Source organism: Candidatus Poriferisodalis sp. (assembly GCF_965198245.1).
Taxonomy (GTDB): domain Bacteria; phylum Actinomycetota; class Acidimicrobiia; order Acidimicrobiales; family Poriferisodalaceae; genus Poriferisodalis.
This window is the reverse complement of the sequence record NZ_OZ240249.1, coordinates 1,727,760-1,751,308: the sequence shown is the minus strand read 5'-3', so window position 1 is coordinate 1,751,308 and position 23,549 is coordinate 1,727,760. Positions and strand designations below refer to the sequence as shown.

Annotated in this window: 16 protein-coding genes and 1 pseudogene; 9 read left to right on the top strand and 8 right to left on the bottom strand. The window is 64.3% G+C overall.

The features are described 5' to 3' along the window. Nucleotides 1-15: 15 nt before the first annotated feature. On the top strand, nucleotides 16-2,625 hold the full coding sequence (locus ACOCMM_RS08020; protein WP_419552651.1) for a hypothetical protein: 2,610 nt from the start codon (nucleotides 16-18) through the stop codon (nucleotides 2,623-2,625). On the opposite strand, the gene ACOCMM_RS08015 is transcribed toward ACOCMM_RS08020, so the two are convergent. After that, on the bottom strand, nucleotides 2,622-3,605 hold the full coding sequence (locus tag ACOCMM_RS08015) for an IS481 family transposase (protein ID WP_419554840.1): 984 nt from the start codon (nucleotides 3,603-3,605) through the stop codon (nucleotides 2,622-2,624). The two genes, ACOCMM_RS08020 and ACOCMM_RS08015, sit on opposite strands and share 4 nt — an antisense overlap. A 356-nt stretch (nucleotides 3,606-3,961) precedes the next feature. Between ACOCMM_RS08015 and ACOCMM_RS08010 the strand changes: the two are divergent. Both ACOCMM_RS08010 and ACOCMM_RS08005 read left to right on the top strand, forming a co-directional pair. Then, nucleotides 3,962-4,204 (top strand): annotated as a pseudogene (locus ACOCMM_RS08010) (transposase family protein); the annotation flags it as partial. 157 nt (nucleotides 4,205-4,361) lie between these two features. Further along, complete coding sequence (locus tag ACOCMM_RS08005) at nucleotides 4,362-5,111, top strand: transposase (RefSeq protein WP_419552650.1); 750 nt, start codon at nucleotides 4,362-4,364, stop codon at nucleotides 5,109-5,111. A 14-nt stretch (nucleotides 5,112-5,125) separates the two neighbouring features. Here the strand turns inward: ACOCMM_RS08005 and ACOCMM_RS08000 are convergent, their stop codons facing one another. From ACOCMM_RS08000 to ACOCMM_RS07970, 7 genes are all read right to left on the bottom strand, one after another. After that, a complete protein-coding gene (locus tag ACOCMM_RS08000; protein ID WP_419552649.1) occupies nucleotides 5,126-6,598 on the bottom strand; it encodes an amidase in 1,473 nt (490 codons plus the stop codon). Nucleotides 6,599-6,754: 156 nt separating this feature from the next. Further along, nucleotides 6,755-7,477, bottom strand: a complete 723-nt coding sequence (locus ACOCMM_RS07995) for a hypothetical protein (protein WP_419552648.1) — start codon at nucleotides 7,475-7,477, stop codon at nucleotides 6,755-6,757. Between the two features lie 119 nt (nucleotides 7,478-7,596). Beyond that, a complete protein-coding gene (locus ACOCMM_RS07990) occupies nucleotides 7,597-7,953 on the bottom strand; it encodes a type II toxin-antitoxin system PemK/MazF family toxin (RefSeq protein WP_419552647.1) in 357 nt (118 codons plus the stop codon). Then, nucleotides 7,943-8,194: a hypothetical protein gene (locus ACOCMM_RS07985; protein WP_419552646.1), complete on the bottom strand. Its 252-nt coding sequence runs from the start codon at nucleotides 8,192-8,194 to the stop codon at nucleotides 7,943-7,945. The genes ACOCMM_RS07990 and ACOCMM_RS07985 overlap by 11 nt, the downstream gene beginning before the upstream one ends. A gap of 232 nt (nucleotides 8,195-8,426) precedes the next feature. Then, nucleotides 8,427-8,588 carry a hypothetical protein gene (locus tag ACOCMM_RS07980; RefSeq protein ID WP_419552645.1) on the bottom strand — a complete coding sequence of 54 codons (162 nt, stop codon included), beginning with the start codon at nucleotides 8,586-8,588 and terminating at the stop codon, nucleotides 8,427-8,429. A 201-nt stretch (nucleotides 8,589-8,789) separates the two neighbouring features. Then, entirely contained in the window at nucleotides 8,790-9,935 is a 1,146-nt protein-coding gene (locus ACOCMM_RS07975; protein WP_419552644.1) for an aromatic ring-hydroxylating oxygenase subunit alpha, read from the bottom strand. A 10-nt stretch (nucleotides 9,936-9,945) separates the two neighbouring features. Continuing rightward, nucleotides 9,946-11,277, bottom strand: coding sequence for an aspartate aminotransferase family protein (locus ACOCMM_RS07970; RefSeq protein WP_419552643.1), 1,332 nt, complete (start codon nucleotides 11,275-11,277; stop codon nucleotides 9,946-9,948). Between the two features lie 228 nt (nucleotides 11,278-11,505). On the opposite strand from ACOCMM_RS07970, the gene ACOCMM_RS07965 reads away from it, so the two are divergent. The 6 genes from ACOCMM_RS07965 (at nucleotide 11,506) to ACOCMM_RS07940 (ending at nucleotide 23,509) form a co-directional block, all read left to right on the top strand. Next, nucleotides 11,506-11,709 carry a hypothetical protein gene (locus ACOCMM_RS07965; RefSeq protein WP_419552642.1) on the top strand — a complete coding sequence of 68 codons (204 nt, stop codon included), beginning with the start codon at nucleotides 11,506-11,508 and terminating at the stop codon, nucleotides 11,707-11,709. Between the two features lie 27 nt (nucleotides 11,710-11,736). Beyond that, a complete protein-coding gene (locus ACOCMM_RS07960) occupies nucleotides 11,737-12,828 on the top strand; it encodes a deoxyguanosinetriphosphate triphosphohydrolase family protein (RefSeq protein WP_419552641.1) in 1,092 nt (363 codons plus the stop codon). Between the two features lie 150 nt (nucleotides 12,829-12,978). Then, complete coding sequence (locus tag ACOCMM_RS07955; protein WP_419552640.1) at nucleotides 12,979-17,202, top strand: hydantoinase B/oxoprolinase family protein; 4,224 nt, start codon at nucleotides 12,979-12,981, stop codon at nucleotides 17,200-17,202. Nucleotides 17,203-17,375: 173 nt separating this feature from the next. Next, nucleotides 17,376-18,167 (top strand): alpha/beta fold hydrolase, encoded by a 792-nt coding sequence (locus tag ACOCMM_RS07950; RefSeq protein WP_419552639.1) that lies wholly within the window; start codon nucleotides 17,376-17,378, stop codon nucleotides 18,165-18,167. A 156-nt stretch (nucleotides 18,168-18,323) separates the two neighbouring features. Continuing rightward, on the top strand, nucleotides 18,324-20,624 hold the full coding sequence (locus ACOCMM_RS07945; protein WP_419552638.1) for a xanthine dehydrogenase family protein molybdopterin-binding subunit: 2,301 nt from the start codon (nucleotides 18,324-18,326) through the stop codon (nucleotides 20,622-20,624). 89 nt (nucleotides 20,625-20,713) lie between these two features. Beyond that, on the top strand, nucleotides 20,714-23,509 hold the full coding sequence (locus tag ACOCMM_RS07940) for a class I SAM-dependent DNA methyltransferase (protein ID WP_419552637.1): 2,796 nt from the start codon (nucleotides 20,714-20,716) through the stop codon (nucleotides 23,507-23,509). Nucleotides 23,510-23,549 lie beyond the last annotated feature (40 nt).

Sequence of the window (23,549 nt, the reverse complement as noted above, 5' to 3'; positions counted from 1 at the left end):
TCCGTGAGGAACCTGATGGTGAAGCCATTCCGCCTGTTGCTTGCCGGCCTGGCCGTCGCAACGATTGCCGTGACGCTCGCTATTCCCGCCGGGGCGCAGGAGCCTGGTGTGTATCTCGACGGCGCTGAGCCGTGGATTGCGTCTGACTGCGCTGATGATGTGCCGATTGTGGTCAGTTCGGATGTGCGGGCGCAGTCGGACATCTATTCCGCTGTAACGCTTGCCGGAGTTGTCGGCACGGATTGCATCGTGCTCGCCGGTCCCCGCGACGGCGATATGCCTGCCACTCAGCGAGCACGCCTCGACGCTGCGGCGGCGGGTGGTTACGTCCTGGGTGGACTCACTGCGGTGCCGGCGGAGAAGGTCGCCAATCGTGGCATGACACGCATAGCAGAGGCAGACCGGTGGGCGACTGCCCGACTGGTTGGCGACGAAGCCCGTGTCCTCGCCGGGGGGGCACCCGGTAATGCCACACTTCGAGACTCGACGTCGACACTTCCTGATGATGTGCGTGAGCCCGGCGTGTATCTCGACGGAGCCGAGCCGTGGATCGCCTCAGATTGCGCTGGCGCTTTCCCGATTGTGGTCGGCTCCGACGCGCGGGCGCAGTCAGACATCTACTCCGCAGTCACACTCGCCGGCATCGTCGACACCGATTGCATCGTGCTTGCCGGGTCCCGTGACGGACCGATGCCCGCCACACAGCGGGCTCGGCTCGAGGCCGCAGGTGCGCGCGGGTGCGTGCTGGGAGGTCTCGCAGCGGTGCCAGCGGCGAAGGTCGCCGGTCGTGACATGACCCGGATCGAGGGAGCGGACCGCTGGGCAACTGCCCGCCTAGTCGGCAGTGAAGCCCGTGCCATGGCTACCTGCGACGGGCCGAACAACAACGCCCCTGACACCATCACACCGGACTCAGTCTCGTTCTGGTGGGGCCGACCGAGAGGTGATTTACGCGTCAAGATTCATGTCTGCACGGAACCTGATCTTGCGCAGTACTTCGACCTGAATTCAATAGTTGCTGTTGTCAGCGAGGCGAACAAGCAAGTGGCTCCCTTTTATGCATGGCAGTCATCGGGTCTCTTGAACGTCGAATTTGAGACCGGCGACGTGGTCATATCAGAGCTTCTGTCTCACGGCCACGACAGAAACACCTATGCCCCACACGATTGCTTACAACATGGGCCGACTGATAGGGCTCATATTGCCCACCACTACATGTTGGTGTACAGAAACGACCTCGCTTCTAGCGGTATCGGAGGCAGGGCACGCCTACATCGAGGCGAAAGCGTGACGTATATTCCACTCGGTCCGCATCGTGAACCGCAGCTCGAAATTTTGTACTCTCATTTGATCACTGTCGCACACGAACTCGATCACAACATTGGCGCGCGTCACATAAACGGGGTATTACATGGCGAAACTCGTCTTGGTCCTGGAGCATTCCTTGGGTCAGGATGGAAGGGATCACTCGTCAATTTTCCGGAATCCGTGCAGACGGATGAGGTACATTTTTACTTCCCGTGCTACTACTTGAATCGACAGGGTTGGCCCGTCGGCGAGAGTCATCCCGCATGCGCCCTCGTTCCTCCTCCTGGACCAGTTGATGTCAACATGTTGGCCACGCTAGATGGGGGAACACGTCTAACGTGGAAGCCCAATACAGTTTCTGTCAATCCAGAACCCGTTACTGGCTATGTGATCAAGCTACGCGAAGCGTCCCAAGAAGAACCAATTAGGATCTACAGTGTTTCGGCAGACACAACTACCTTCGTACTGCCACCAGAGTCAGTGGCATCGTTAGAGCCCGGGGTTGTTCATGCCCTATGGGTCGCCGCTGATTCTGCGGTAGGTGTCGGAGAAGAGGCATATGGCGGCAGGTTTTCTTATCAAGACAACGACGCCCAGATCAGAGTGATTCGACGGCCAAACTCTGGTCCGATGGTATTTGATGTAGATTGGGACCCTCACCCGAGCGCCGACTATTATCGGATCGTCGGGCTTGAACGATGTACGCTCGACGACGTTCGCATCGAGAGAAATGGTAGTTTTTGGTGCGGCCAACGGACCGAGAACCCTAGCTATGTAGTGCATGAACAGCAGGGTGGTCATGTTGTCGAAGGCAAGTCATATGAGATCATCGTTTTTGCGTGCGGGAACGACCTGGTGCCGTTTACCGTCATCCAGTTGCCACCGGCTCCGTCAGGATGTGTACGACAGGGCACCGCGACCTTTGTCGCCGAACCCTGGAAGCCCGAAAGCATCGAGAGCGTGGAACTCACGCTTATAGAGGGCCGCGAATGGCAGAGTCCGGACGGCACACTTGCTGGCCGGGACTATCGCGCAGTTTGGCCCACATTCCCGGAAAGTTCATCTTATCACTTGGTTGCCTGGTATTGCATGGACGAAGATGCGCAATCCCCGTGTGAATCGGAAGCGTACATATCCGCCCAGAGCTATGAAGTCTCGGGCAACAAAGTTTCTGCCGAACTATCTGTTGAGTACGGGAAGCACTATTTCCGAATTGAAGCGTATTTCGACTGCTCACCGTCCGCTATACCCCATCTTGAGTGCCGGCGCAATCTGTATGCGCGTTCCAACGTGACGATTCTCGAACGAAGTGACTAAGTGTAATGCCCACAGAGGTTGTTGACGCGGCTGGCGGGTGTGTCTCCGATGGCGGTGTGGTGTCGGTGGAGATTGTAGGTGTGCACCCAGGCTTGGAGCCGTCGGCGCCGGTCGGGTTCTGAGCGGAACTTGTAGCTGTAGAGGAACTCTTCGGCGAGGGTGCGGTTGAACCGCTCGACCTTTCCATTGGTCTGGGGCCGGTAGGGGCGGGTGAGCCGGTGGGTTGTGCGGTTCTCGGCGAGCGCCTCGGCGAACGCGGTCGAGGTGAAGTTCTTGGCGTTGTCGGTCATCACGGCGTCGATGCCGACATTGAGCTTGTCGAACCAGTCACGGGCGTTGCGCCAGAACCCCGCAGCGGTGACAGCCCGCTCGTTGTCGTGCGCCTCTACATAGGCGACCCGGCTGTGGTCGTCCACGGCGACGTGCAGATACGTGTACCCCCGTCTGGTGCGGCGCTTGGGCTTGGCCTTGGGCGACCCGCGGCCATGGATCCGCCAGCCGCCGCCCGGAGGCACCTTGGCGACCTTCTTCACGTCGACGTGGACCAGTTCGCCCGGGTGAGCCTTCTCATAGCGGCGCACCCGCTGCCCGGTCGGCCGGTCGATCCAGCTCAGCCGGTTCAGGCCGTGACGGCACAGAACCCGGTGCACCGTCGAGCCGTCGACCCCCAGCGCCGCCCCGATCCGCGCCGGGCCCCACCGGCGGCGGCGGCGCAGAGCGCAGATCCGCTTCTCGACCCCCGCAGGCGTGCGTGCCGGCGAGCTGCGGGGCCGGCACGAGCGGTCCTCCAGGCCCGCTGCTCCCTCAGCAGCGAAACGCTTGACCCACTTGTGCACCGTCTGACGCGAGCAGCCCATCTGCGCCGCCACCGCCGTCGGGGACTGACCCCCCAGCACCCGCTCGACCATCACCAGCCGCGAATGCGGCGACAACCTCGGCCGCGGCGCAACCCGCCGAACCGTCCCTGAACTACCGTTGATCACTGAGCCTCCGTTCGCAGTCTGGGATTCCAACAAACCCCACACTGCCACGGAGGCTCAACTCATCCCACGACCAGACCCGTCAACAACGTCCATGGGCATTACAACTAAGACCCCTCGTTCGCTCAACACGCGGATTCAGAAATACCGCGAAACTGCACCACTGTCGGCAATTCACCAGCCTCATACAGGGACACATTTCGGCGAGATCTACCAAGCGGCTGCGGGGAGGTAATCGAGAGCTCGCCGATGACTCGGCCCTTCGCGAAATTGTGGGATGACAGGGGGGTTCGTTTGTAGGGGGCGAGGCCCTGCTGGGATCAGTGTTTGCAGACGCCGAACCCGGGAGGGCATCGATGGCGCGGGACGTCATGTCGGTGCGGCTGTGGCTGTGGCTGCCGCGGATCCGGGTGCTGGAGGCGGTGGTCGACATGCCTGAGCAGCTGGCGGTGAGGGTGACCTCGACGGTGTCGCGTTCGCGCTGCGGTAGTTGCGGGACGCCCAGCGGGCGCTGCCATGACCGCCGGGAACAGAAGATCCGGGACCTGGAGATCTCGGGACGGCCGGTGCTGTTGTTGTGGGTGCGGCACCGCACGGTCTGCCACGTCTGCGACCGGCGCTTTGTCGAGGACCCTCAGGCGTTCGACGGCAGGGTCACGGCTCGTTTGGCGCGTCGGCTGTTGGCCGATGCCCGCTTGATAGCGGTCAGCGCCGGCTGGTCGCCACGAGGTGGGCTGACACACAGTGATGGCCTTGGTGGCCGCATACGTCGGCCTGGTCGCCCAGCACCGCCGCCACCGGCGATGCCGAGTGCTTTTGGTGGACGAAACCTCGATCCGCGAACGGCATCGCTACGTGACCGTGCTCGTCAACGGCGACACCGGCGAGGTGGCTCGCCATGGTGCCCCACCGCAGCGCAGCAGCTCTGAGGTGCATTCTCGCTGCCCAGGGGCACAAATGGTGCCGGGGCGTGAGGGCCGCGGTGTCCGAGGGGTCCAAGGCATGCAAGGCAGCCTCGACGAGCAGCTCGGCCACGCCCGCCATGTTCTGGACCGGTTCCACGTCATCAGATGGTTCGCCGCCGTGCGCCGCGACGTTCAAAGGCGCAAGCCCGAAGGCGTCAAGCCCGTCTTCGAGCCCAAAGGGTTCCGGGCCAGGTGCCTGCTCATGGCAAGACCCGACATGCTCGACGCCGCCGAGCATGCCCACCTCGAGGAGCTGTTCGACAAGCACCCGCGGCTGAGGGCAGCCTGGGAAACGCTCGGTGAGCCGCACGGCCTCTATCTCGCCCAGGACCGCAAGAGCGCGCTAGATGCGCTCGACCGGTTCGCGAACATCTACGGCCTCGGGCAGATCCCAGAGTTCAGCGACACCGTCGACACATTCCTTCCGACCGGCTGGTGCGCGCCCCCGACAGGACCCAACCCGACAGATCGTTTTCAAGGCACCAAGCCAGCGAAGACTCAAGTCAGACCTGCACCCGTCGGGAACGCACTTTCATTATGAGTGCGAAGGCTCGACTACTCGTAGCCGGGTGGGGAGACGAAACCTCCGAGGGTTTGTTCGATGAGGGAGGCGTAACGGATCGAGCGACGGTCGCCGAGATGCGGGGCCACGATCTGGATGCCGACCGGCAGATTCAGCCCGTCGGCAGTCAGTCCGGCGGGTGCAACAGTGCCGGGCAGATACACGCTGCAGCTCCAGCCTGCCCAGAACAGCTGATCCACGCCAAGCTCCTGGCGGCCGTCGATGTCGATGGTGCGAGACGGCCGGGTGCCCGTGTGGTCATGGACGAACGCCGCCGACGCTGCGATCGGGCACAGCAGCAGGTCATAGTCGTCGAAGAATCGCGCCCAGGCTTGGCGGTAGCCCTCGCGCTTGTTGTGGTGCGCGAACCACTCACGGTGGGTCATCGTCATCGCGTAATCGACCAGCGACTGGTAGTCCCCCTCGCCGTCGTTGTACCGGTGGGCGCGGGACCGCGCGTCGTTCCACATCGCGTCGTCGGCCAGCGCGCCCGTGGCGGCTCGTAGCAGCATGAGGTAGTTCTCGTTGAATTCATGCTGGTCGATGTCGGGCGTGGCTTCGCTGACGTCAGCTCCTGCAGCGGCCAGCGCATCCACCGCCCGCTGCAAGGTGTCGATCATGGTTGTCGAGTTGCGAATTACCGGCGTGTCCAGCATGACGCCCACCCGGAACGCCCCCAACGTGTCGCGATGTTCGGGTTGCAGCGCCACGCGGTAACCGTTCGCGTCGAAGCCGGACGGCCCGGCAAGCACATCAAGCGCCGCATCCAGATCGGCGGCGCTGCGCGCCAGCGGGCCGCACACCGCGATATCGCTGCCGACCAGCGCACCAGGCACGGCGTGACCCCCGTCGGGCACCAACCCGTAGGTCGGCTTGTGGCCGAATACGCCGCAGTAGTGCGCGGGGTTGCGGATGGAGGCCCCAATGTCCGAGCCCAGTTCCAACGAGGCCATGCCGGTCGCCAGTGCGACCGCCGATCCGCCCGATGAGCCGCCCGGTGTGCGGGTCAGATCCCACGGATTGTTGGTGCACCCGTAGATGTCGTTGAAGCTCTGCCAGTCGCCCAGCATGAGCGGCACGTTGGTCTTGCCCCAGATGACCGCACCCGCCTGCTGCAGCCGCGCCACCGTGACGGCGTCGGTGTCGGCCACGTTGGCGGCCCAGGCTGGATTGCCCCACGTCGATGGCGTGTCGGCCCAGTCGAAGGCTTCCTTGATGGTCATCGGCACGCCATGCAGCGGCCCCCAGCACTCCCCCGCCGCCAGCGCAGCATCGGCTGCAGCAGCGCGCTCGCGCGCCTCGGACATCCGGGTGAGAATCACAGCATTCACCGCGGGGTTGAAGCGCTCGTAGCGCTCGATTGCACCCTCGAGCGCATCGGTCGCCGACACCTTCCCGTGGCGAATGAGCGACGCCAGCTCGACCGCTGGCAGAAGGTTCGGATCTGTGCTGTTCGCGTCTGTCATCGCGCCGACACTAGGAGCAACCGGCGGCTGCTTCAGGGGCTGACTGCGGGGCTCCCCAATGCAACTTCCTGCGATGACAGGCCGAACTCCGGCCGTTCGCCGAAGCAGGGACGGTTCCGGGGACTCCATTGCCGCCGAAAGCACCCGAATTCGCCATCATGGCTGAGGCCGGTGCTGCAGCAGATCGAAGATAGCGCTCTGCCCTCGGTGGAGTTCCGCTAGATCCGGGCTCATCCAGTGCAGGAGTTCGAGCGATTGCTCCCACACGTCGTCGAGCGCGACAACCGTGTTCGAACCGGGGATCTGGATGCCGTTGAGAATCGGTTCGTGATGCACAGCCCGGTTGCGAAGGCGCTGGAACAGTGCGGCGCGATTATGCACCTCGGCTCGGGCGGGCCTCCCTTCTCGACCTGAAGCAGTGGTGGTGCCCTTCGAGAAGCCAAAGCGAAGTGCCGGGCGCCAGAGATTCGTTTCGTAGTCGATCGCGCGCCCGAGAGCACTTTGCCCACCCCGTCCCAACAAGTGCACCCATACACCGAGCGTGGAGTCGGCGATGACTTTTCCCGGTCCGAAGGTGCCCTTGGTGATCTTCTTCTGATGCTTGCGGACGACCTCAGTCAGCATCGCAGCCGTGATGTCGTCGAGCAGCAGCGAGCTCGAGGCCCACCAGTCGGCACGACCAAAATGATCGGCGAGTCGATTATGGATCGTGTTGCGAAGCGTCACCTCGAGATCCGCAGCAAGTGGCGCGACCGCCGCTGCCAGATCGATGTTCCATCGGTACAACGCCCAAGCGTGATCGTCGGACGACGCTTGATGACGAAAGGTGCCGAGCCGTGGTGTCGAGATCGCTTGCTCGACTCGATGGTTGAATTCCACGGCGAGTGAGCGTACGCTTGACCGCAATTCCCCGGTGTCGCAAATGCCTTCGTGGCATGCGCCCGGGGTATTGCCGTTCTCGGCACAGGTGGGTCGCCTCGTCGGCGGAGCGGGACCGGCTACAGGCGGAGTGCGTTTCGCATTATCTCGTCGATCGCCTCGAGCCCAAGCGCATCGAGTCGTCCAAGCCTCTCGACAAGGCGAGCGGTCGATACGGCTCGTACCTGCTCGACTTGGAACGCCGTCTCGGCGGTCAGGCCATTGTTGCTGTCCGGGGAGAACGCCGGATGCAATGGGATCCCACGAATCGCAGACGTTCCCGGGATCACGATGACCATCTGCAGATTTGGATGGTGCAACCGGTCGTCGGACACGATGAGCGCCGGGCGCCTGAAGGCCTGTTCGGGATCCTGTGGGTCCGTGCCGAAGTCGACCAGCCAGATATCGCCACGGATCAGGTGTCCCTCACGGACCATCGAGACCATCCGCCACCGCCGCGTCCAAGCCCGCACTCTCCGCCAGATACGAGGCCGTTTGCGCGGCGTCCAATCCACCAAGCGCGTCGCGAACCGACAACCACCATTCCTCACGGCCGAGCCGACTCACCGCATCGGTGACGACACGGAGCATCGTTGTGCCTCGCAGCTCAGCCAGTCGAGAGATCTCGTCCCGCAACTCCCTGGGAACACGAAGGGTCGTAGTCTCCGAAAGCGCCATGAATGTAGCCTACCTAGGCCACTGCAAAGAGGCCCGCCGGCGTAGACGCCACGACGCTCCGATGAGCTGCCAACCCAAGCGTGCACGTTCGAACATCGACCGCGGCCGGGACTCAGCTCGGCAGCGCGGCCGTGGCGGCTGCCAGAAGATGGTCGATGTCGGCGTGCCCCATGATGAGCGAGGTGAAGTTGTTGTTGCAGTCCAGGTAGCGGTTGCCGTCGACATCGGTCACCTATGCGCCCTCGCCGTGATCGACGTAGATCGGGTTCGGTGTCCGCAGCAGCGTCGCTCGGGACACACCGTCAGGAATCCACTGCCGTGCGCGGGCATACAGCGCAGCGGACTGTGCCTCTGAGCGCTGGCCGCCGACCTGGGACCCGATTCGTTCCGCCATCGGCTCAGTGTCGCAGACCCATCCAACGCACGACGGGGTCGCGTGATCGCCTGCGAGAGCTGCGGAGGCTGCGCGGAACGGTCACGGCTCAGGGAACGACTGTCGCGCACTCTTTGCGCAGATTTGCCGCCTGTGGCGGCATTTCTGCACAAAGTCGGGGCGGTCGAGGCAGGCAGGCATCGCCGCCGCTCCGTTAGCGCTCTAGGCGGTGCCAGCGCGGCGGTAGGCATCCAGCACTAGCCCATGGAAATGGTGCAGTCCGTGCTCGGACAGGCCCGAGCCGCCTGGGTCGCACACGAGGCGGCCCTGGGTGAATGCCGGCGTGCGCATGCCTCGCTGCACGCTCTCGACCAACGCGACATCCTCAGGCTGCAACACCTCGTCGATGTAGCGCATCGACTCGATGTCAGCGGGGGTCAGCTCTGCTGTTTCGAAGTAGAAGTCGATGGTTTCGAGGGTGCGCTCAGGCCCCGCCGGGACGATGTGCATGACGCTGAAGTTGCCACGGCCCGGGTAGCGCATCAGGCAGGTGTTGGGCCACAGCCACCACACCGCGAGATCCTTCACGCTGGAGCCATCGACGTCGTAGGCGGCATTGGCCGAATGGCCGGCTCGGGCCATGTGGCTGGAGTAGATGCCGTGGGTGTCGACGCGGTAGGTGTCCATCTCCACCAGCGTCACGAAGTCGGGGTGGGCGATGTGGCAGTGGTAGCACTCGAGGAAATTGTCGACCACGTTCTTCCAGTTGGAGGCGATGTCGTAACCGAAGCGGCGGACGTGGGTGAGGTCGTCCACATCGGGCGCCCACTGAGCGATTTCGTCGCCGAGCCCTCCGGCCTGAGTGGACAGCGGTGCGGCTGACGGGTCGAGATTGACATACACGAAGCCGCCGAACTCTTCTGCTTGCACTTCTTTGAGGCAGATAACGGATGGGTCGAAGCCGGCGACGTCGTCGGTGTGGCGGGCCCGGTGCAGACTGCCCGACAGGTCGTAGGCCCAGCCGTGGTACGGGCACACGATGCTGCCGGTATGGCCCGTGCCCGTCAACAGCGCATGGGCCCGGTGCTGGCAGACGTTGTAGAAGGCCCGCAGCACACCGTCGTCGCCTCGCACCACGGCGATTGGCATGCCCGCGACGTCCAGCGCCGTGTAGTCGCCGGGTTCGCGCAGTGGCTCGACGTGGCCAACCCATTGCCAGCTACGGGCGAACACCTCGCGCTGCTCGAGTTCGTGCCAGCGGTCCTCGGTGTAGGCATCGGCGTGCAGCGACATCGACTGGGTCGGATCGAGGTTGTAGCCGACGAAGATCCCGGCTTCGGCTTCCCCGGTGCTGCGATCGTTCGGCATATGAGGAGAATTATGGGCTCGGCAGCGACGCTTCTGCGGCCGCGAGGAAGTGATCGACGTCGTCATCGCTGGTGGCCAGGTTCAAACAGCCCAGGCTCTCGGCAATGAAATAGACGCCGTGGGCTTGCATGCGCAGGCCGAACTCGGTGATCTCAGTCGCCTCATCGCTCGACAGGTGCGAGTCGCGGTAGTTGCGGATGGTGCGGTTGTGCGGATGCACCCGGAACAGACTGCCGGCACCGGTGACCTGCCAGTCGAGGCCTGCGCCGTCGAAGATCGGCCGCAGCCCGGTCCGTACCTCTTCACCGATCTTGTCCAGCCGAGCGAACGCCTCCCGGTCGAGCTGGGCCATCGCGGCGTGTCCGGCAGTCATCGAGATGGGATTGGCGGCGAAGGTGCCGCTTGATGGAACCTTGGCCCGGTCGCCCGACACGCGAGTGAACATCGACATGGGCCCCTCGCGGCCAGCAATGGCACCCACCGGAAAGCCCCCGCCGATGATCTTGGCCAGTGACGTGAGGTCGGGGTCGATGCCCAGCTTCGTCTGTGCCCCGCCGTAACCGAGTCGGAACGAGATCACCTCATCGAGCACGAACAGCGCTCCCACCTCCCGGGTGGTCTCGCGAATCGCTGCGATGAACTCCGGATCGATGGCGGGCATCCCCACACGGTTCGGCATGACGTCGAGCAGCACGGCCGCCAGCCGATCACCGCCGCGTCGGATTGCTGTGCGGGCACCCTCGGCATCATTGAATGAGATGATGCCGACTTCGTCTTCGACCGACACGGGCGTGCCGACGGCGTAACGCACGGTGGCGGGCGCCGCAGCATCGCCCCAGTTGGTGGGATCGGGTGACTGGCTGGCTTCAGCGTGGTCGTACGTGCCGTGATATGCGCCCTCCACCTTGATGACATTCGGCCGTCCGGTGTAGGCGCGGGCGGCCTTGAGCACACCCATCACGGCCTCGGTCCCCGAATTGCAGAAGCGGATGAGGTCGAAGCTCTCCACCCGGCCGCACAGCAGCTCCGCCAGTTCGATCTCGGCGTCGTTGGGCAGCGAGAATGCAGTCCCCCGAGCCATGCGTGCCTGCACGGCAGCGCCAATCGCCGGGTCGGCGTGCCCGACGATGATCGATGCGAAGTTGTTGTTGCAGTCCAAGTAGCGGTTGCCGTCGACATCGGTCACCCATGCGCCCTCGCCGTGGTCGACGTAGATGGGATGGCCTTTGCGAAGCAGCGTTGCCCGCGACGTTCCATCGGTGATCGACTGCTGCGCCCGCCGGTACAGCGCCGCGGAGTGATCCGTGGACCATGGCCCCGCCAGGGTTGCCCGGACGGTCATCGGCGCTGAGCTTGCTCAAACATCGGCCAAGTCTGGCACCGGTCCCCCGCAGGGGGCGCGTCTTGCGGCCACGCAAGGTCAGAAAAGCGCCTGACGTACGGTTCCTCACACGACCGCACGGCAGTCCAAGATTTCCGCTCTGGCCGCTCGCGTCGCCGGTACAGTTCGGCGCAGCGGCTCCGGACGACGCGGGTCGCCCGGGGAACGGACGAGGAGGCGGAGGTCACCGTGACTGATGAGCGAGCGCAAGTCATCGATGAGGCCATCCGCAATGCAATTGAGAATCATCTCGATTGCGACGGAGGATGGCTTCGAGAGGCGGGCAAGCAAGCAGATGCTGACCTTCCGGCGCTGCAACGTCGCTTCTACAAGATGCTCTCCGAGCACACCGTCACCTTGGGTCCAGGCCTCGTCCCCCAACTCGTCAAGTAGCTCACGGCGAGCAGCCGGGACATTCGAGTGCGCGAACACCGACGGCACGACAGCGCTTCACCCGACGACCCTCGCCCAAATGGGGCCCGTGATCGTGATCGAGTGTTGTATTGCGATCCCTTCCGACGGCTCCTAGGCGTAACACAAGTTGTCGGAGCACATGAGGGCCTCACCTTTCATAACCGCCTAACACATTCCATGAAGGTCGGACAGATCGCCCGTCGGCTGGCTGAATACACTCACCGCAAGTTTCAACCCCAGCAAATCGACCATTTGGGCGGCCTAGATCCGGAAGTGGCCGAAGCGGCTGCCCTGGCGCACGATATTGGCCACCCGCCATTCGGCCATGCAACCGAACGCACACTTGACGAACTGGTACGCAATGAAGGGTGCCATGATGGATTTGAGGGCAATGCACAGAGTTTTCGAGTCATAACAAAGCTTGCGTTCACGAAAGCTGATCCCGATACACCTCCAGGCCTAGATCTGACGCGGGCAACCTTGCGCGCTGTGTTGAAGTACCCATGGCTAAGGGATCTGGATTCGAACAACCACCCTAGGATCGACAGCGATCGCAGCAAGAAGTGGAGCGCATACGAAACCGAGCTTGAAGACTTCAAATTCGCGATGGAACTTCAGCCCGCAGACGAGAATCAACGGAGTCTGGAGGCCGAAATCATGGACTGGGCTGATGATGTTACATATGCGGTCCATGATCTTGAGGACTTCTACCGTGCCAACCTCATCCCGCTTCTAACGCTCATCATGGACGAGGACGGCGAAGTCATGGTTCAGCCTGAAGGCCGGACACTCGCCGAGATTCTAAAATACCTAACGCGAAAATACGTCATCGACGCTCCAAGCCTGAACGCTCAGCGGTATGGCCATAGGCGGATCATCACGGAATTGTTTGATGCCTATTGCGATATCGGCTCCAAGAGCGGACCGAATTCTACGCCGCTCAATACGCCCTTTTTTGACCGCAAGTTCTATCTGGAATGCCATTCAGCGCGTCGCGCCGCCGATTTCATCGCAAGCCTCACGGACGATCAGGCAATCAGGCTGTATAGGCGCATCACGGGTCAATCCCTCGACTCAATTCACTTGCCCATTGCGTGACATCCACCTGTCACCTTGTCACCGAATACGACGACTGACTCATCACATTTGATGCGTGTGCAGACGCCCGACCGGCAGCGCGTGGTGTGCCGCGAGTGCGGCTGCGGGTTTCGTGAGCCGAGTCGAGGCCAAGGGTGCGAGACTGGGCGTGTGAGCAAGTCCACCACGCCTCCTGCAAGCGACAGCTCTACTGGCGGTACTGCCCGCCCACCGCGGCGGCCTGCTGCGCCATGGCGGATCGGCGTGGACGTCGGAGGCACTTTCACCGACCTGGTCCTGGCTGACGCGCAGGGCGCAACGTGGGTGGCGAAGGTGCCCTCAGTGCCTGCAGATCCCAGCCGGGGAGTACACGCCGCGCTTGCACGCGTGGCCGTGGATCTCGGCATGCCGCTGGGCGATGTGCTCACCGGCTGCTCGCTGTTCGTCCACGGCTCCACTGTCGCCACCAACACCATGCTCGAGGGCACGGGCGCCGTCGTGGGGCTGATCGGAACCGAGGGATTCCGCGACACGCTGGAGATTCGCCGCGGGATGCGCGAGGACCAGTGGAACCACCGTGCCCCGTACGCGCCCGTGCTGGTGCCCCGGTACCTGCGCGCCACGGTTCCCGGGCGCATCAATTCCGACGGCGCCGAGCACCAACCGGTGGACCTGAGCGGGCTCGGCCCGGTGCTTGAGCACTTCGCCAGCCACGACGTCGAGGCGGTCGCCATCGCGTTCATGAACTCGTTCGTGAACGACTCACACGAGCGCGCCGCTGCCGAAGCCGTGCGGGAGCAGTGGGACGGCACATGGGTGACGACCTCGGCTGCGGTCTCACCGCTCATGGGCGAGTACGAGCGCACCTCCACCGCCGTCGTGAACGCCACGCTGTCACCGAAGATCGTGTCCTACCTGCGTTCGCTGAACGATGAGCTGGCGGCAGCCGGATTGCGTCACGCGATCCTGCTGGTGCAGTCGAACGGCGGTGCTGCGTCTGTCGATCAGGTGTCGGGACGGCCCGTGAACCTGCTGCTCAGCGGCCCCGCAGCCGCCGTGGGCGCGCTGAACCTGTACCGCGACGCCGTGGACGCAGCGTTGGTCAGCAATGCAGACGCGTCCACTGTTTCTCACGGCAATAATGCCGCCTCAGGCGGCAAGAATGCACAGAGTGTGGTCTCCAATGGCAGAACTGCAAGCAGTCTCGCCCTGCCCGGGAACCTCATCTCGATGGAGATCGGGGGAACCTCATGCGATGTGATGCTCATGTCCGGCGGCGAGGTGGACACCCGCGACGACATCATGATCGCGGGCTACCACGTCTCCACTCCTGCCATCGACATCCACACGATCGGCGCGGGAGGCGGGACCATCGCGGGAGTCGACGAGGCCGGCCTGCTGTACGTGGGGCCGCAGGGCGCTGGCGCCGATCCCGGTCCCGCTTGCTATGGCCATGGCGGCACGCTGCCGACCGTCACCGATGCACAGCTGGTCCTGGGTCGGCTTCGCCCCGGTAAATCCGCGGGCGGCACCCTGGATCTCGACATCGACGCGGCCCGAGAAGCAATCCGCACCCACGTGGCCGAACCGCTCGGAATGACGATCGAAGAGGCAGCGGCCGGCATCGTCGAGGTCGTTGAGCAGCACCTGCTCAGCGCTACCGAGCACATCTCGATCGAGCGGGGACACTCGCCACGGCGCTTCACGATGGTGGCTGCGGGAGGCGCCGGACCGATGCACGGCGCTTCGGTGGCCGCGGGCCTTGGATGCGATCGCGTCTATGTGCCCCGCGATGCGGGTGCGCTGTGTGCCATTGGGATGCTGCACTCCGACGTACGCCAGGACTTCACGCGATTCCTGATGGGCTCGCTGGATGAGCTCGACCTCGCCGAGATCGATGCTGGATTCGAGGCCCTGCGCGCTCAAGCGCTCGCGGTGATGAGCGGTGAGGGCTTCGCTTCCGGCCAGGTGACCCTCGACTGCGAGCTGGAACTGCACCACCCAGGCCAGCTCTGGTCCATTCGCGTTCCGGCTCACGTACAGCCCGGGCCGAGGGGAAGCGGGTCCACAGTCGACGCCGCCGCAGTCCGGGCCGCCTTCGAAGCCGAGTACCAACGGCTGTACGGCCACGTCCAGCCCGACGGCACAATCATGGTCGCCTCGCTTCGCCTTGTGGCGAGGGCCTCCACCGGTGACGTCGCGACCACCGAAACACCCGTGGCAAGTGGTGCTCCCCAACCCATCGAGACGCGTTCGGTGTGGCACGGTCCGTTCGGTTGGTGTGACACGCCAGTCTTCGACGGCGAGCTGCTGCAGCGGGGCCACACCATCGTCGGGCCAGCCCTGGTCGAGGAACTCACTACGACCGTCGTGGCGCGTCCCGGCGATCAGCTCTGGGTGGACGCCAACGGGGACCTGTTCATCGATCTGACACCGGTTGACGAGACCGCAGACGGTTCGGTGTCGGGTGATGCCGCCGTGTCCCGCAGCGTGCAATCAGGCCGATCCCGTAACGAATCAAACGGCGAGGCAGCGCCTGTACTGGACGCATTCGGACTGGACCCGATCGTGCTCGCGGTCATGCAGAACCGGCTTGATCAGATCAGCAAGCACATGGGCTGGGTCATGACGCGCACGGCGCGCAGCACCATCTTCAGCCAGAGCCACGACTTCTCGTGTTACGTGACGACACCCGACGGAACGCTTGTCGCCAATGCTGACGGCATCCCAATTCACACCGGAGGCGGCGGTTTCGCCGTGCGTGCCCTGCTGAAGCGTTACGAGGGCCGCATCAACCCCGAGGATGTCTTCCTGCTGTCGGATCCCTACGTCGCCGGCGGCAACCACCTGCCCGACTGGGTCATCGCGAGGCCGGTGTTCGTCGCCCGTCAGGGCGAGCAACAGCACAGCGTCGCCCGTAAGGGCGAGCAACAACACAGCACGAATGACGAGGCTGGCGCCGACACTGGCGAACCCACGCTCGTCGGATTCTGCTGCAATCGCGCCCACCAGTCCGACATCGGCGGCGGGCTTGCGGGCACCTACAACCCGGAGGCGACGGAGATCTGGCAGGAGGGCATCCGGCTGCCGGTTATGAAGCTGATCGAAGCCGGCAACGTCCGCGACGACCTCTGGGAGCTGCTGCTCATCAACTGCCGGACGCCCGAGCTGCTCGACGGCGACTTGCTGGCAATGCTGGGATCCACCCGCATCGGGGCGGAGCGGGTGCTCGGCCTCGTTGCAGAACTGGACGTCGAGCCCTACCTGGCCTACCTCGACGGTGTCCTGACCCACGGCGAGCGACGCATGCGCACAGCCATCGCGGCGCTCCCCGACGGCACCTACTACGGCGAGGACCGCACCGACAACGACTGCTTCGGCCCCGCCGACATCGCCGTCCGGGTGCAACTCACAGTCGAAGGCGACCAGATGACGCTGGACTTCACCGGCACCGATCCCCAGATCGAGGGTTTCAAGAACAGCTCGGTGGCGAACACCTACTCGTCGGTGTACTTGGCCGTGTCGTCGTTCTTCGACACGTCGATCCCGCGCAACGAGGGCACGTACCGATCAGTGCGGATCATCGCTCCCGAAGGCAGCATCGTGAACGCACTGCCACCTGCTCCGATGACGATGAACACCGTGTTCGTCGCCCACGAGATCGTGATCGCGGTATGGCAGGCACTCGCGCAAGCCGATCCAGATCGGGCCTGTGCGGCGTGGTCCAAGACGATGCACGGCCACGTCACCGGGCGCCGCGATGACGGCACCACGTGGGTGATGTACCAGTGGCATGCCATGGCAACGCCGGGAGCGACCGCCGAACGCGACGGCTTCCCGCAGATGGGCCACCTCATCACGCTCGGCGGCCTCGACCTGCCGAACCTGGAATTCCACGAGCAGATGTATCCAGTGCGTTACATCTGCCACGAACAGCGCTGTGACAACGCCGGCCCAGGCCAGAAGCGCGGCGGAACGGGTGTGCGTTACGAGGCCGACATTCTCAGACCGGCCATCTGGTCGTACAGGGCCGAAGGCCTCGACACGCCGTCTGGTCACGGCGTTCGCGGCGGCGGCACCGGTGGCGTCGGTCTGGAGTGGATCGTCCCCGTCGACACTGACGCCGACGGACCGACGTTTGTGCCGCCCAAGTACGGGGTTCAGCGTCTTGGTCCGGCACGCATGATCGCCGACACACCGGGCGGGGGCGGCTGGGGTAACGCACTCGAACGGGAGCCCGCCGCTGTGCTGCGAGACGTGATGGACGACGTCGTCAGCATTGAGGGTGCGCGTCGCGACTATGGCGTCGTGATTGGCGACGACGGCCAATCCATCGACGTCGACGCCACCGTGCAACTGCGTGCAGCCGGCCGAGCTTCCGCGCCGACCACTTGAATCCCGGCCCGATGTCATTCTGTGTGCAGAAATGCCGTTCCCAGCGGCTTTATTGCGCAGAGAAACGAAGCTGCGGGTTTTCTGCGCAGAAATGCCGCTCCAGGCGGCATTCTTGCGTACAGAAGCGTGACAGCGAATCGACGTAGACACCCCGCTAGCGAGGAAGCGACCTCATGACACTCGTGCTCGTCCACGGCAATCCGGAGACGACCGCCATCTGGGACCCGATGCGAGCCGCACTCGAGCGCCATGGCATCGGCCCTGACGACGTCGTAGCGCTGTCGCCCCCCGGGTTCGGCGTGCCCGCACCCAACGACTTCGGCGCCACCATGAACGAATACCGGGATTGGCTCACCGCCGAGTTGGAAGAGCTCCAGGCGGGCGGCGCAGGGCCAATCGACCTGCTGGGCCACGACTGGGGCGGCGGGCACGTCATGCGCATTGCCATGGAGCGACCGGACCTCATCCGCTCATGGTGCACGGATGTCGTTGGGCTGTTCGATCCCGACTACGAGTGGCACGACGCTGCGCAGGTGTGGCAGTCGCCTCGCGGTGAGGCCTCGATCGAGCGCATGATCAGCCGCCCTGACGACGAGCGCGTCGCCTTCTACGCCGGTCTCGGCATGGGCCCCGATGTGGCGGCAGCAGTCGTGCCGCACATCAACGCCGACATGGGGCGATGCATCTTGGCGCTCTACCGCGATGCCTCGCAGCCGGCTATGTCCGACCTCGGCTTCAACATTGCCGCCGCTGGTCAGCGACCCGGGCTCTGCATCTTGGCGGCTGGCGATCACTTCACCGGCGGGGGTGTCATGCATCGCCGAGTCGCAAAGCGAGCGGGCGCTCGGGTCACCGAGCTGCTCGACGTAGGCCATTGGTGGATCTGCGAGAACCCCGGTCTCGCGGCGCACACCGTGGCGAGCTGGTTGTCAACGCTCGAAGGCGCCAGGGCCGCATCGAACTGAGCCCGAGCGTGCCCGTGGCGACGGCCCGTCCGGCGCACAGCGTCAGTTGATCGTTGGGCTACTGTCGCGGCTGACGCCGGGCCGCGTGCGGTCGGGCACGCAATCTGACCGCAATCTGGCGCCGCTCGCGGGGCGTCGGCCACAAGGGGGCAAGCGATGGCCGCATCGGGCTCGATCCTGGGGAATCCTGTACAGCGCCGGGAGGATCCCGGGCTGCTGACCGGGGCGAATCATTACGTCGACGATCTCGACATTGATTCGGCGAAGGTTGCGTTCATTCGCTCGCCCGAGGCACATGCCGTAGTCACCTCGGTCGACACCTCTGACGCGGAGTCGATGCCGGGTGTGCTGGCGGTGTACACCGCCGACAACATGCCCATGGACGCCTTCCAGGGCTTCCCGATGATCGACCCGGCGTACAACCGGCCGCCGCTGGCAGCGGACAGGGTGCGTTACGTCGGCGACCTTGTGGCTGCCGTGGTAGCGGAGTCCCAGAGCGAAGCCAACGATGCGGCCGAGATGGTGAGCGTCGAGTACAGCTCGCTGCCGATCGTGTCCGACATCGAGGCTGCGTTGTCGCCGGACTCGCCGGTTGTGTGGGAGGGCCAGGACTCCAACGTCTGCTTCGCCCACATCGCCCCCGATGCCGAAGTGCAGGACGCGGGTGATCCGTTCGAAGGCGCCGATGCGATGGTGTCCGAGCGCATCGTGACCCAACGTCTGGCCGGCGTGCCAATGGAACCCAACGGCTGCGTGGCCGTGCCCGGCGACGGCGGCTCGATGACCTTGTACCTGTCGACGCAGGCGGCCCACTCGATGCGCGACGCGCTCGCACCGGCGCTGGGCCTTGAAGCCGATCAACTGCGGGTCATTGCGCCCTGGGTGGGTGGCGGCTTCGGCCCCAAGGCGGCCTGCTACGTCGAGTACATCGTGGCTGGCAAGGCAGCCCAGGCCCTCGGCCGGCCGGTCCGCTGGACCGAGACCCGCACCGAGAACATGCTCTCGATGGTGCAGGGCCGAGCCATGGTCATGAACGCCGAGATGGGCGTGCGCAACGACGGCAGCATCGTGGGCTTGCGGGCAAACGTCGTCGCCGACGCCGGGGCGTACCCGGTCATCGGGGCGATCCTGCCGCTGCTCACCGGCATGCTCTCCCAGGCCGTGTACGACATTCCAACGATCCACTTCAAGGCGTACACCGTCATCACCAACACCACCCCGATCGGTGCGTACCGGGGTGCGGGACGGCCAGAGGCCACCCAGATGGTCGAGCGCATCTTGGACCAGGCGGCCGCTGCGATCGGCATGGATCCAGCGGAGATGCGCCGCAAGAACTTCCTCCAGCCCGACGCCTTCCCTGCGGAGCTGCAAACTGGGGTCGTCTACGACTCGGGCGAATACGAGCGGTCACTGGATGCGGCGCTCGAAGCATCGGGCTATGGCGACCTTCGTGCCACCCAGCAGGCCCGCCGCGACGCGGGCGACTCGAAGCTGATGGGAATCGGCGTTTCGTCCTATGTGGAGATCACCGCTCCGGTGGGCCTGCACGTGGAGTACGGCAGCACCGAGGTTCACCCCGACGGGACAGCCACGATCCGTGTCGGCACTTCCAGCCACGGCCAGGGCCACGCCACGACTTTCGCCCAGATTGTCGAGGGCGTACTGGGCATCTCGATGGACGATGTCACACACGTCGACGCCGACACGGCTGAGGTCCCATCCGGAGCGGGCACGCTGGGTTCGAGGTCGCTGCAGACCGCTGGCTCGGCGGTGTACCTGTCCAGCCAGGCCGTGCTCGAAAAGGGCAAGCAGCTTGCCGCGCATCTGCTCGAGGCTTCTGCCGACGACATCGTGGTTGCCGAAGGCGCCTTGGCAGTTGCCGGTGTGCCGACCAGCTCGGTGAGCTGGGCCGACATCGCCAAGCTGGCCAACGACGACAGCGCCCGTCCTTCGGGCATCGATGCGGGTCTGATGGCCGAGGAGAACTTCGACGGATCCGATGCGACGTTCCCGTTCGGCTCTCACGTTGCCGTCGTCGAGATTGACAGCGACACCGGCGAGGTGGAGCTGATTCGCCATATCGCCGTCGACGACTGCGGCACGATCATGAATCCGCTCATCGTCAACGGCCAGCAGCACGGCGGCATCGCGCAGGGCGTCGCGCAAGCGCTGTTCGAGCACGTGGAATACGACGAGGATGCGAACCCGCTGAACGCCAGCATGATGGACTACCTGATCCCGTCGGCGGCCGAGCTGCCCAGCTTCGAGGTGTCCAACACCGAGACGGCGAGCCCCCGCAACCCGCTGGGCGCCAAGGGCATCGGCGAGTCGGGCACGATCGGCTCGACGCCTGCGGTGCACAACGCCGTGTGCGATGCGGTCGCCCACCTGGGCATTGACCACATCGACATGCCCTGCAGCCCGCAGAACGTCTGGCGAGCCCTGCAAGACGCCTGATTCCAAGACTTCGTCAGACGAGCGACCACAATTGCGCCGCACTCCCGCATGAGCGGGATTCATTCCAGACTCCCCGCTAGGTTGCCGTGATGCTCTCGTGGAACGAGATCAGGGTGCGCGCTGCCCAGTTCGCTGCGGAGTGGGCGGACGCTTCCTACGAGAAGGGCGAGACGCACAGCTTCTACGACGCATTCTTCGATGTGTTCGGCAAGCGGCGACGCGACGTGGCGCGCTACGAGGAGCACGTCAAGAAGCTGGACAACACACATGGCTTCATCGACCTGTTCTGGCCGAGTGTGCTGCTGGTTGAGCAGAAGAGCGCTGGGCGCAGCCTGATAGCTGCCGCAGAGCAGGCGGGTACATACTTCGACGCGATTCCGGAACGCGAGCGGCCGCGCTATCAGCTGTTGTGCGACTTCAAGACGTTCGAGCTGCTGGACCGTGACACGCGTGAGGAGATCCGGTTCTCGCTGGCCGACCTACCGGATCAGGTCGAGAACTTCGCGTTCATCGTCGGTCAGCGGCGTCGGGCGCTTCGAGAAGAAGACCCGGTCAACATCGAGGCATCGGAACTCATGGGCCGCCTGCACGACGCGCTCGACGAGTCGGGTTACCGGGGCGACGATCTCGAGCGGTTCTTGGTGCGCATGGTGTTTTGCATGTTCGCCGACGACTCGGGGATCTTCCCCCGCCAGGACATGTTCCTGCATCTCGTGGAGGAACGGACCTCGGTCGACGGCGCTGATCTGGGCATGTGGCTCACGCGGCTGTTCGAGGAACTGGACAGGCCGATTGAGCGGCGGCAGCGCAAGCTGGATGAGGACTTGGCCAAGTTCCCCTACGTGAACGGCGAGCTGTTCGCTGAGCGGTTGTCGATCCCTGACTTCGACAGCGAGATGCGTTCAGCGCTGCTCGACGCGTGCCGATTCAACTGGTCCAAGACATCGCCCGCGATCTTCGGTGCGCTGTTCCAGTCGGTGATGGAGCCGATCGAGCGCCGATCCCAAGGCGCCCACTACACCACCGAGCAGAACATCCTGCGAGTGATCGAGCCGCTGTTCCTCGACGATCTGCGGGCAGAGTTCGACGCCCTCGCAGCCAAGCACAGCGGCGACGTCGTGGCCGAGCTTTACCGGCTCAGGGACCGACTGGGAGAGCTGCGCTTTTTCGACCCCGCGTGCGGTTGCGGCAACTTCTTGATCATCGCCTACCGCGAGCTGCGACTGCTCGAGATTGATGTCCTCGACGAGATCGCGGCTCGCACCCGGCTGTCGGCTCAGCAGGTGATGCCCTTCGAAGTGAAGTCGGTGATCGACGTCGACCAGTTCTACGGCATCGAGATCAGCGAGTTCCCCGCGCGCATTGCCGCCACCTCGCTGTGGATGATGGACCACCTCATGAACCGTGAGCTCGCCGACACCTTCGGCGAGCCGTACGTGCGCATCCCGCTCGAGAAATCGCCCCACATCGAAGTCGGCGACGCACTGGAGCTCGACTGGACAACGTTCCTGCCGCCCGCCGAATGCTCCTATGTGTTCGGCAACCCGCCATTCATCGGCGCCAAGTTCCAAAGCACCGAGCAACGGGCGCAGGTGCGCCGCATCGCCGACCTCGGCGGAAGCGGAGGAACGCTCGACTACGTCACCGCATGGTTTATCCGCGCCGCCGAGTACGTCCGCCAAACCGACACCGCAGCCGGTCTCGGCCCGCGATCTCCGCGGATCGGGTTCGTCGCGACCAACTCGATCACCCAAGGCGAGCAAGTCGCACAATTTTGGCCAATCATCTTCGACCGGCACGACCTGGAGATCTCATACGCGCACCGAACATTTGCGTGGGGCTCCGACGCACGCGGCAAAGCACACGTCCACGTCATCATCTTGGGCCTCGACCCAGCGGAGCACGCCCCAGCAGACCGGCCGCTCTACACCTACACCGACATCAACAGCGAACCCCTCGTCGGCACCTGCAAAGCCATCACGCCCTACCTGCTCGACGGCACGAGGCTCAAGGACCCATATCGCGTAGTCAAGTCAGCGAGTGGACCAATCAACGGGATGCCACGTCTCAGGATCGGATCAAAGCCGATCGACAACGGCCACTACATCTTTGACAGCGAAGAAATGGCCTTGTTCCTGGGTCAGGAACCGGCTGCAGAGAAGTACTTGAGGCCCTACGTCGGTGCACGCGAGTACCTCCAAGGCGGTGACCGCTGGATCCTCGCCTTGCACGAGGCTTCACCGACGGAACTGTCGAGGATGCCGCTGGTGAGAAAGCGCATCGCAGCCGTGCGCGACTACCGACGCAGCAGCGCGAGCAAGCCGACCCAGCGGTTGGCCGAGACACCGAAGCTCTGGCATGTGAATGTCATCCCTCGCGAGCCGTACCTCGTGCTACCAGAGGTCAGTTCCGAGCGACGCGAGTACCTACCTATTGGCTGGCTCGAACCGCCGATAATCCCCAGCAACCTCGTCAAGGTACTGATTGACGCATCCCTCGCCGAGTTCGGCCTGCTGAGCTCGGCGATGCACATGGCGTGGATGCGCGCAGTTGCTGGGCGAATGAAGAGCGACTACCGCTACTCCGTCGGCGTCGTCTACAACACCTTTCCCCTGCCCCGAGGCTTCAGCGACGACGGCCCATCAGCGAAACTCGATGCCCCGGCTCAGGCAGTGCTCGACGCCCGTGCAGCGCACCCTGGCGCCACACTCGCCGAACTCTACGACCCTGACCTCATGCCGACTGACCTGCGCAAGGCACATCGCGAACTCGACCGAGCCGTTGACCGCCTCTACCGCTCACGGCCCGTCTTCAAGTCAGAATCCGAGCGGCTCCAGCACCTCTTCGGCCTCTACGAACGAGTGTCTGGCACATTGCCAACTTGATGGCGCTTCCACGCCGCAGCTTGAGGCTTCTAGTCAAATA

What these genes read in the sequence shown, in the direction of transcription:
- ACOCMM_RS08020 (WP_419552651.1), top strand. Translation starts at nt 16, where the DNA reads ATGGTGAAGCCATTCCGCCTGTTGCTTGCCGGCCTGGCCGTCGCAACG.
- ACOCMM_RS08000 (WP_419552649.1), bottom strand. Translation starts at nt 6,598, where the DNA reads ATGACAGACGCGAACAGCACAGATCCGAACCTTCTGCCAGCGGTCGAG.
- ACOCMM_RS07990 (WP_419552647.1), bottom strand. Translation starts at nt 7,953, where the DNA reads ATGGTCCGTGAGGGACACCTGATCCGTGGCGATATCTGGCTGGTCGAC.
- ACOCMM_RS07985 (WP_419552646.1), bottom strand. Translation starts at nt 8,194, where the DNA reads ATGGCGCTTTCGGAGACTACGACCCTTCGTGTTCCCAGGGAGTTGCGG.
- ACOCMM_RS07980 (WP_419552645.1), bottom strand. Translation starts at nt 8,588, where the DNA reads ATGGCGGAACGAATCGGGTCCCAGGTCGGCGGCCAGCGCTCAGAGGCA.
- ACOCMM_RS07975 (WP_419552644.1), bottom strand. Translation starts at nt 9,935, where the DNA reads ATGCCGAACGATCGCAGCACCGGGGAAGCCGAAGCCGGGATCTTCGTC.
- ACOCMM_RS07970 (WP_419552643.1), bottom strand. Translation starts at nt 11,277, where the DNA reads ATGACCGTCCGGGCAACCCTGGCGGGGCCATGGTCCACGGATCACTCC.
- ACOCMM_RS07950 (WP_419552639.1), top strand. Translation starts at nt 17,376, where the DNA reads ATGACACTCGTGCTCGTCCACGGCAATCCGGAGACGACCGCCATCTGG.
- ACOCMM_RS07945 (WP_419552638.1), top strand. Translation starts at nt 18,324, where the DNA reads ATGGCCGCATCGGGCTCGATCCTGGGGAATCCTGTACAGCGCCGGGAG.
- ACOCMM_RS07940 (WP_419552637.1), top strand. Translation starts at nt 20,714, where the DNA reads ATGCTCTCGTGGAACGAGATCAGGGTGCGCGCTGCCCAGTTCGCTGCG.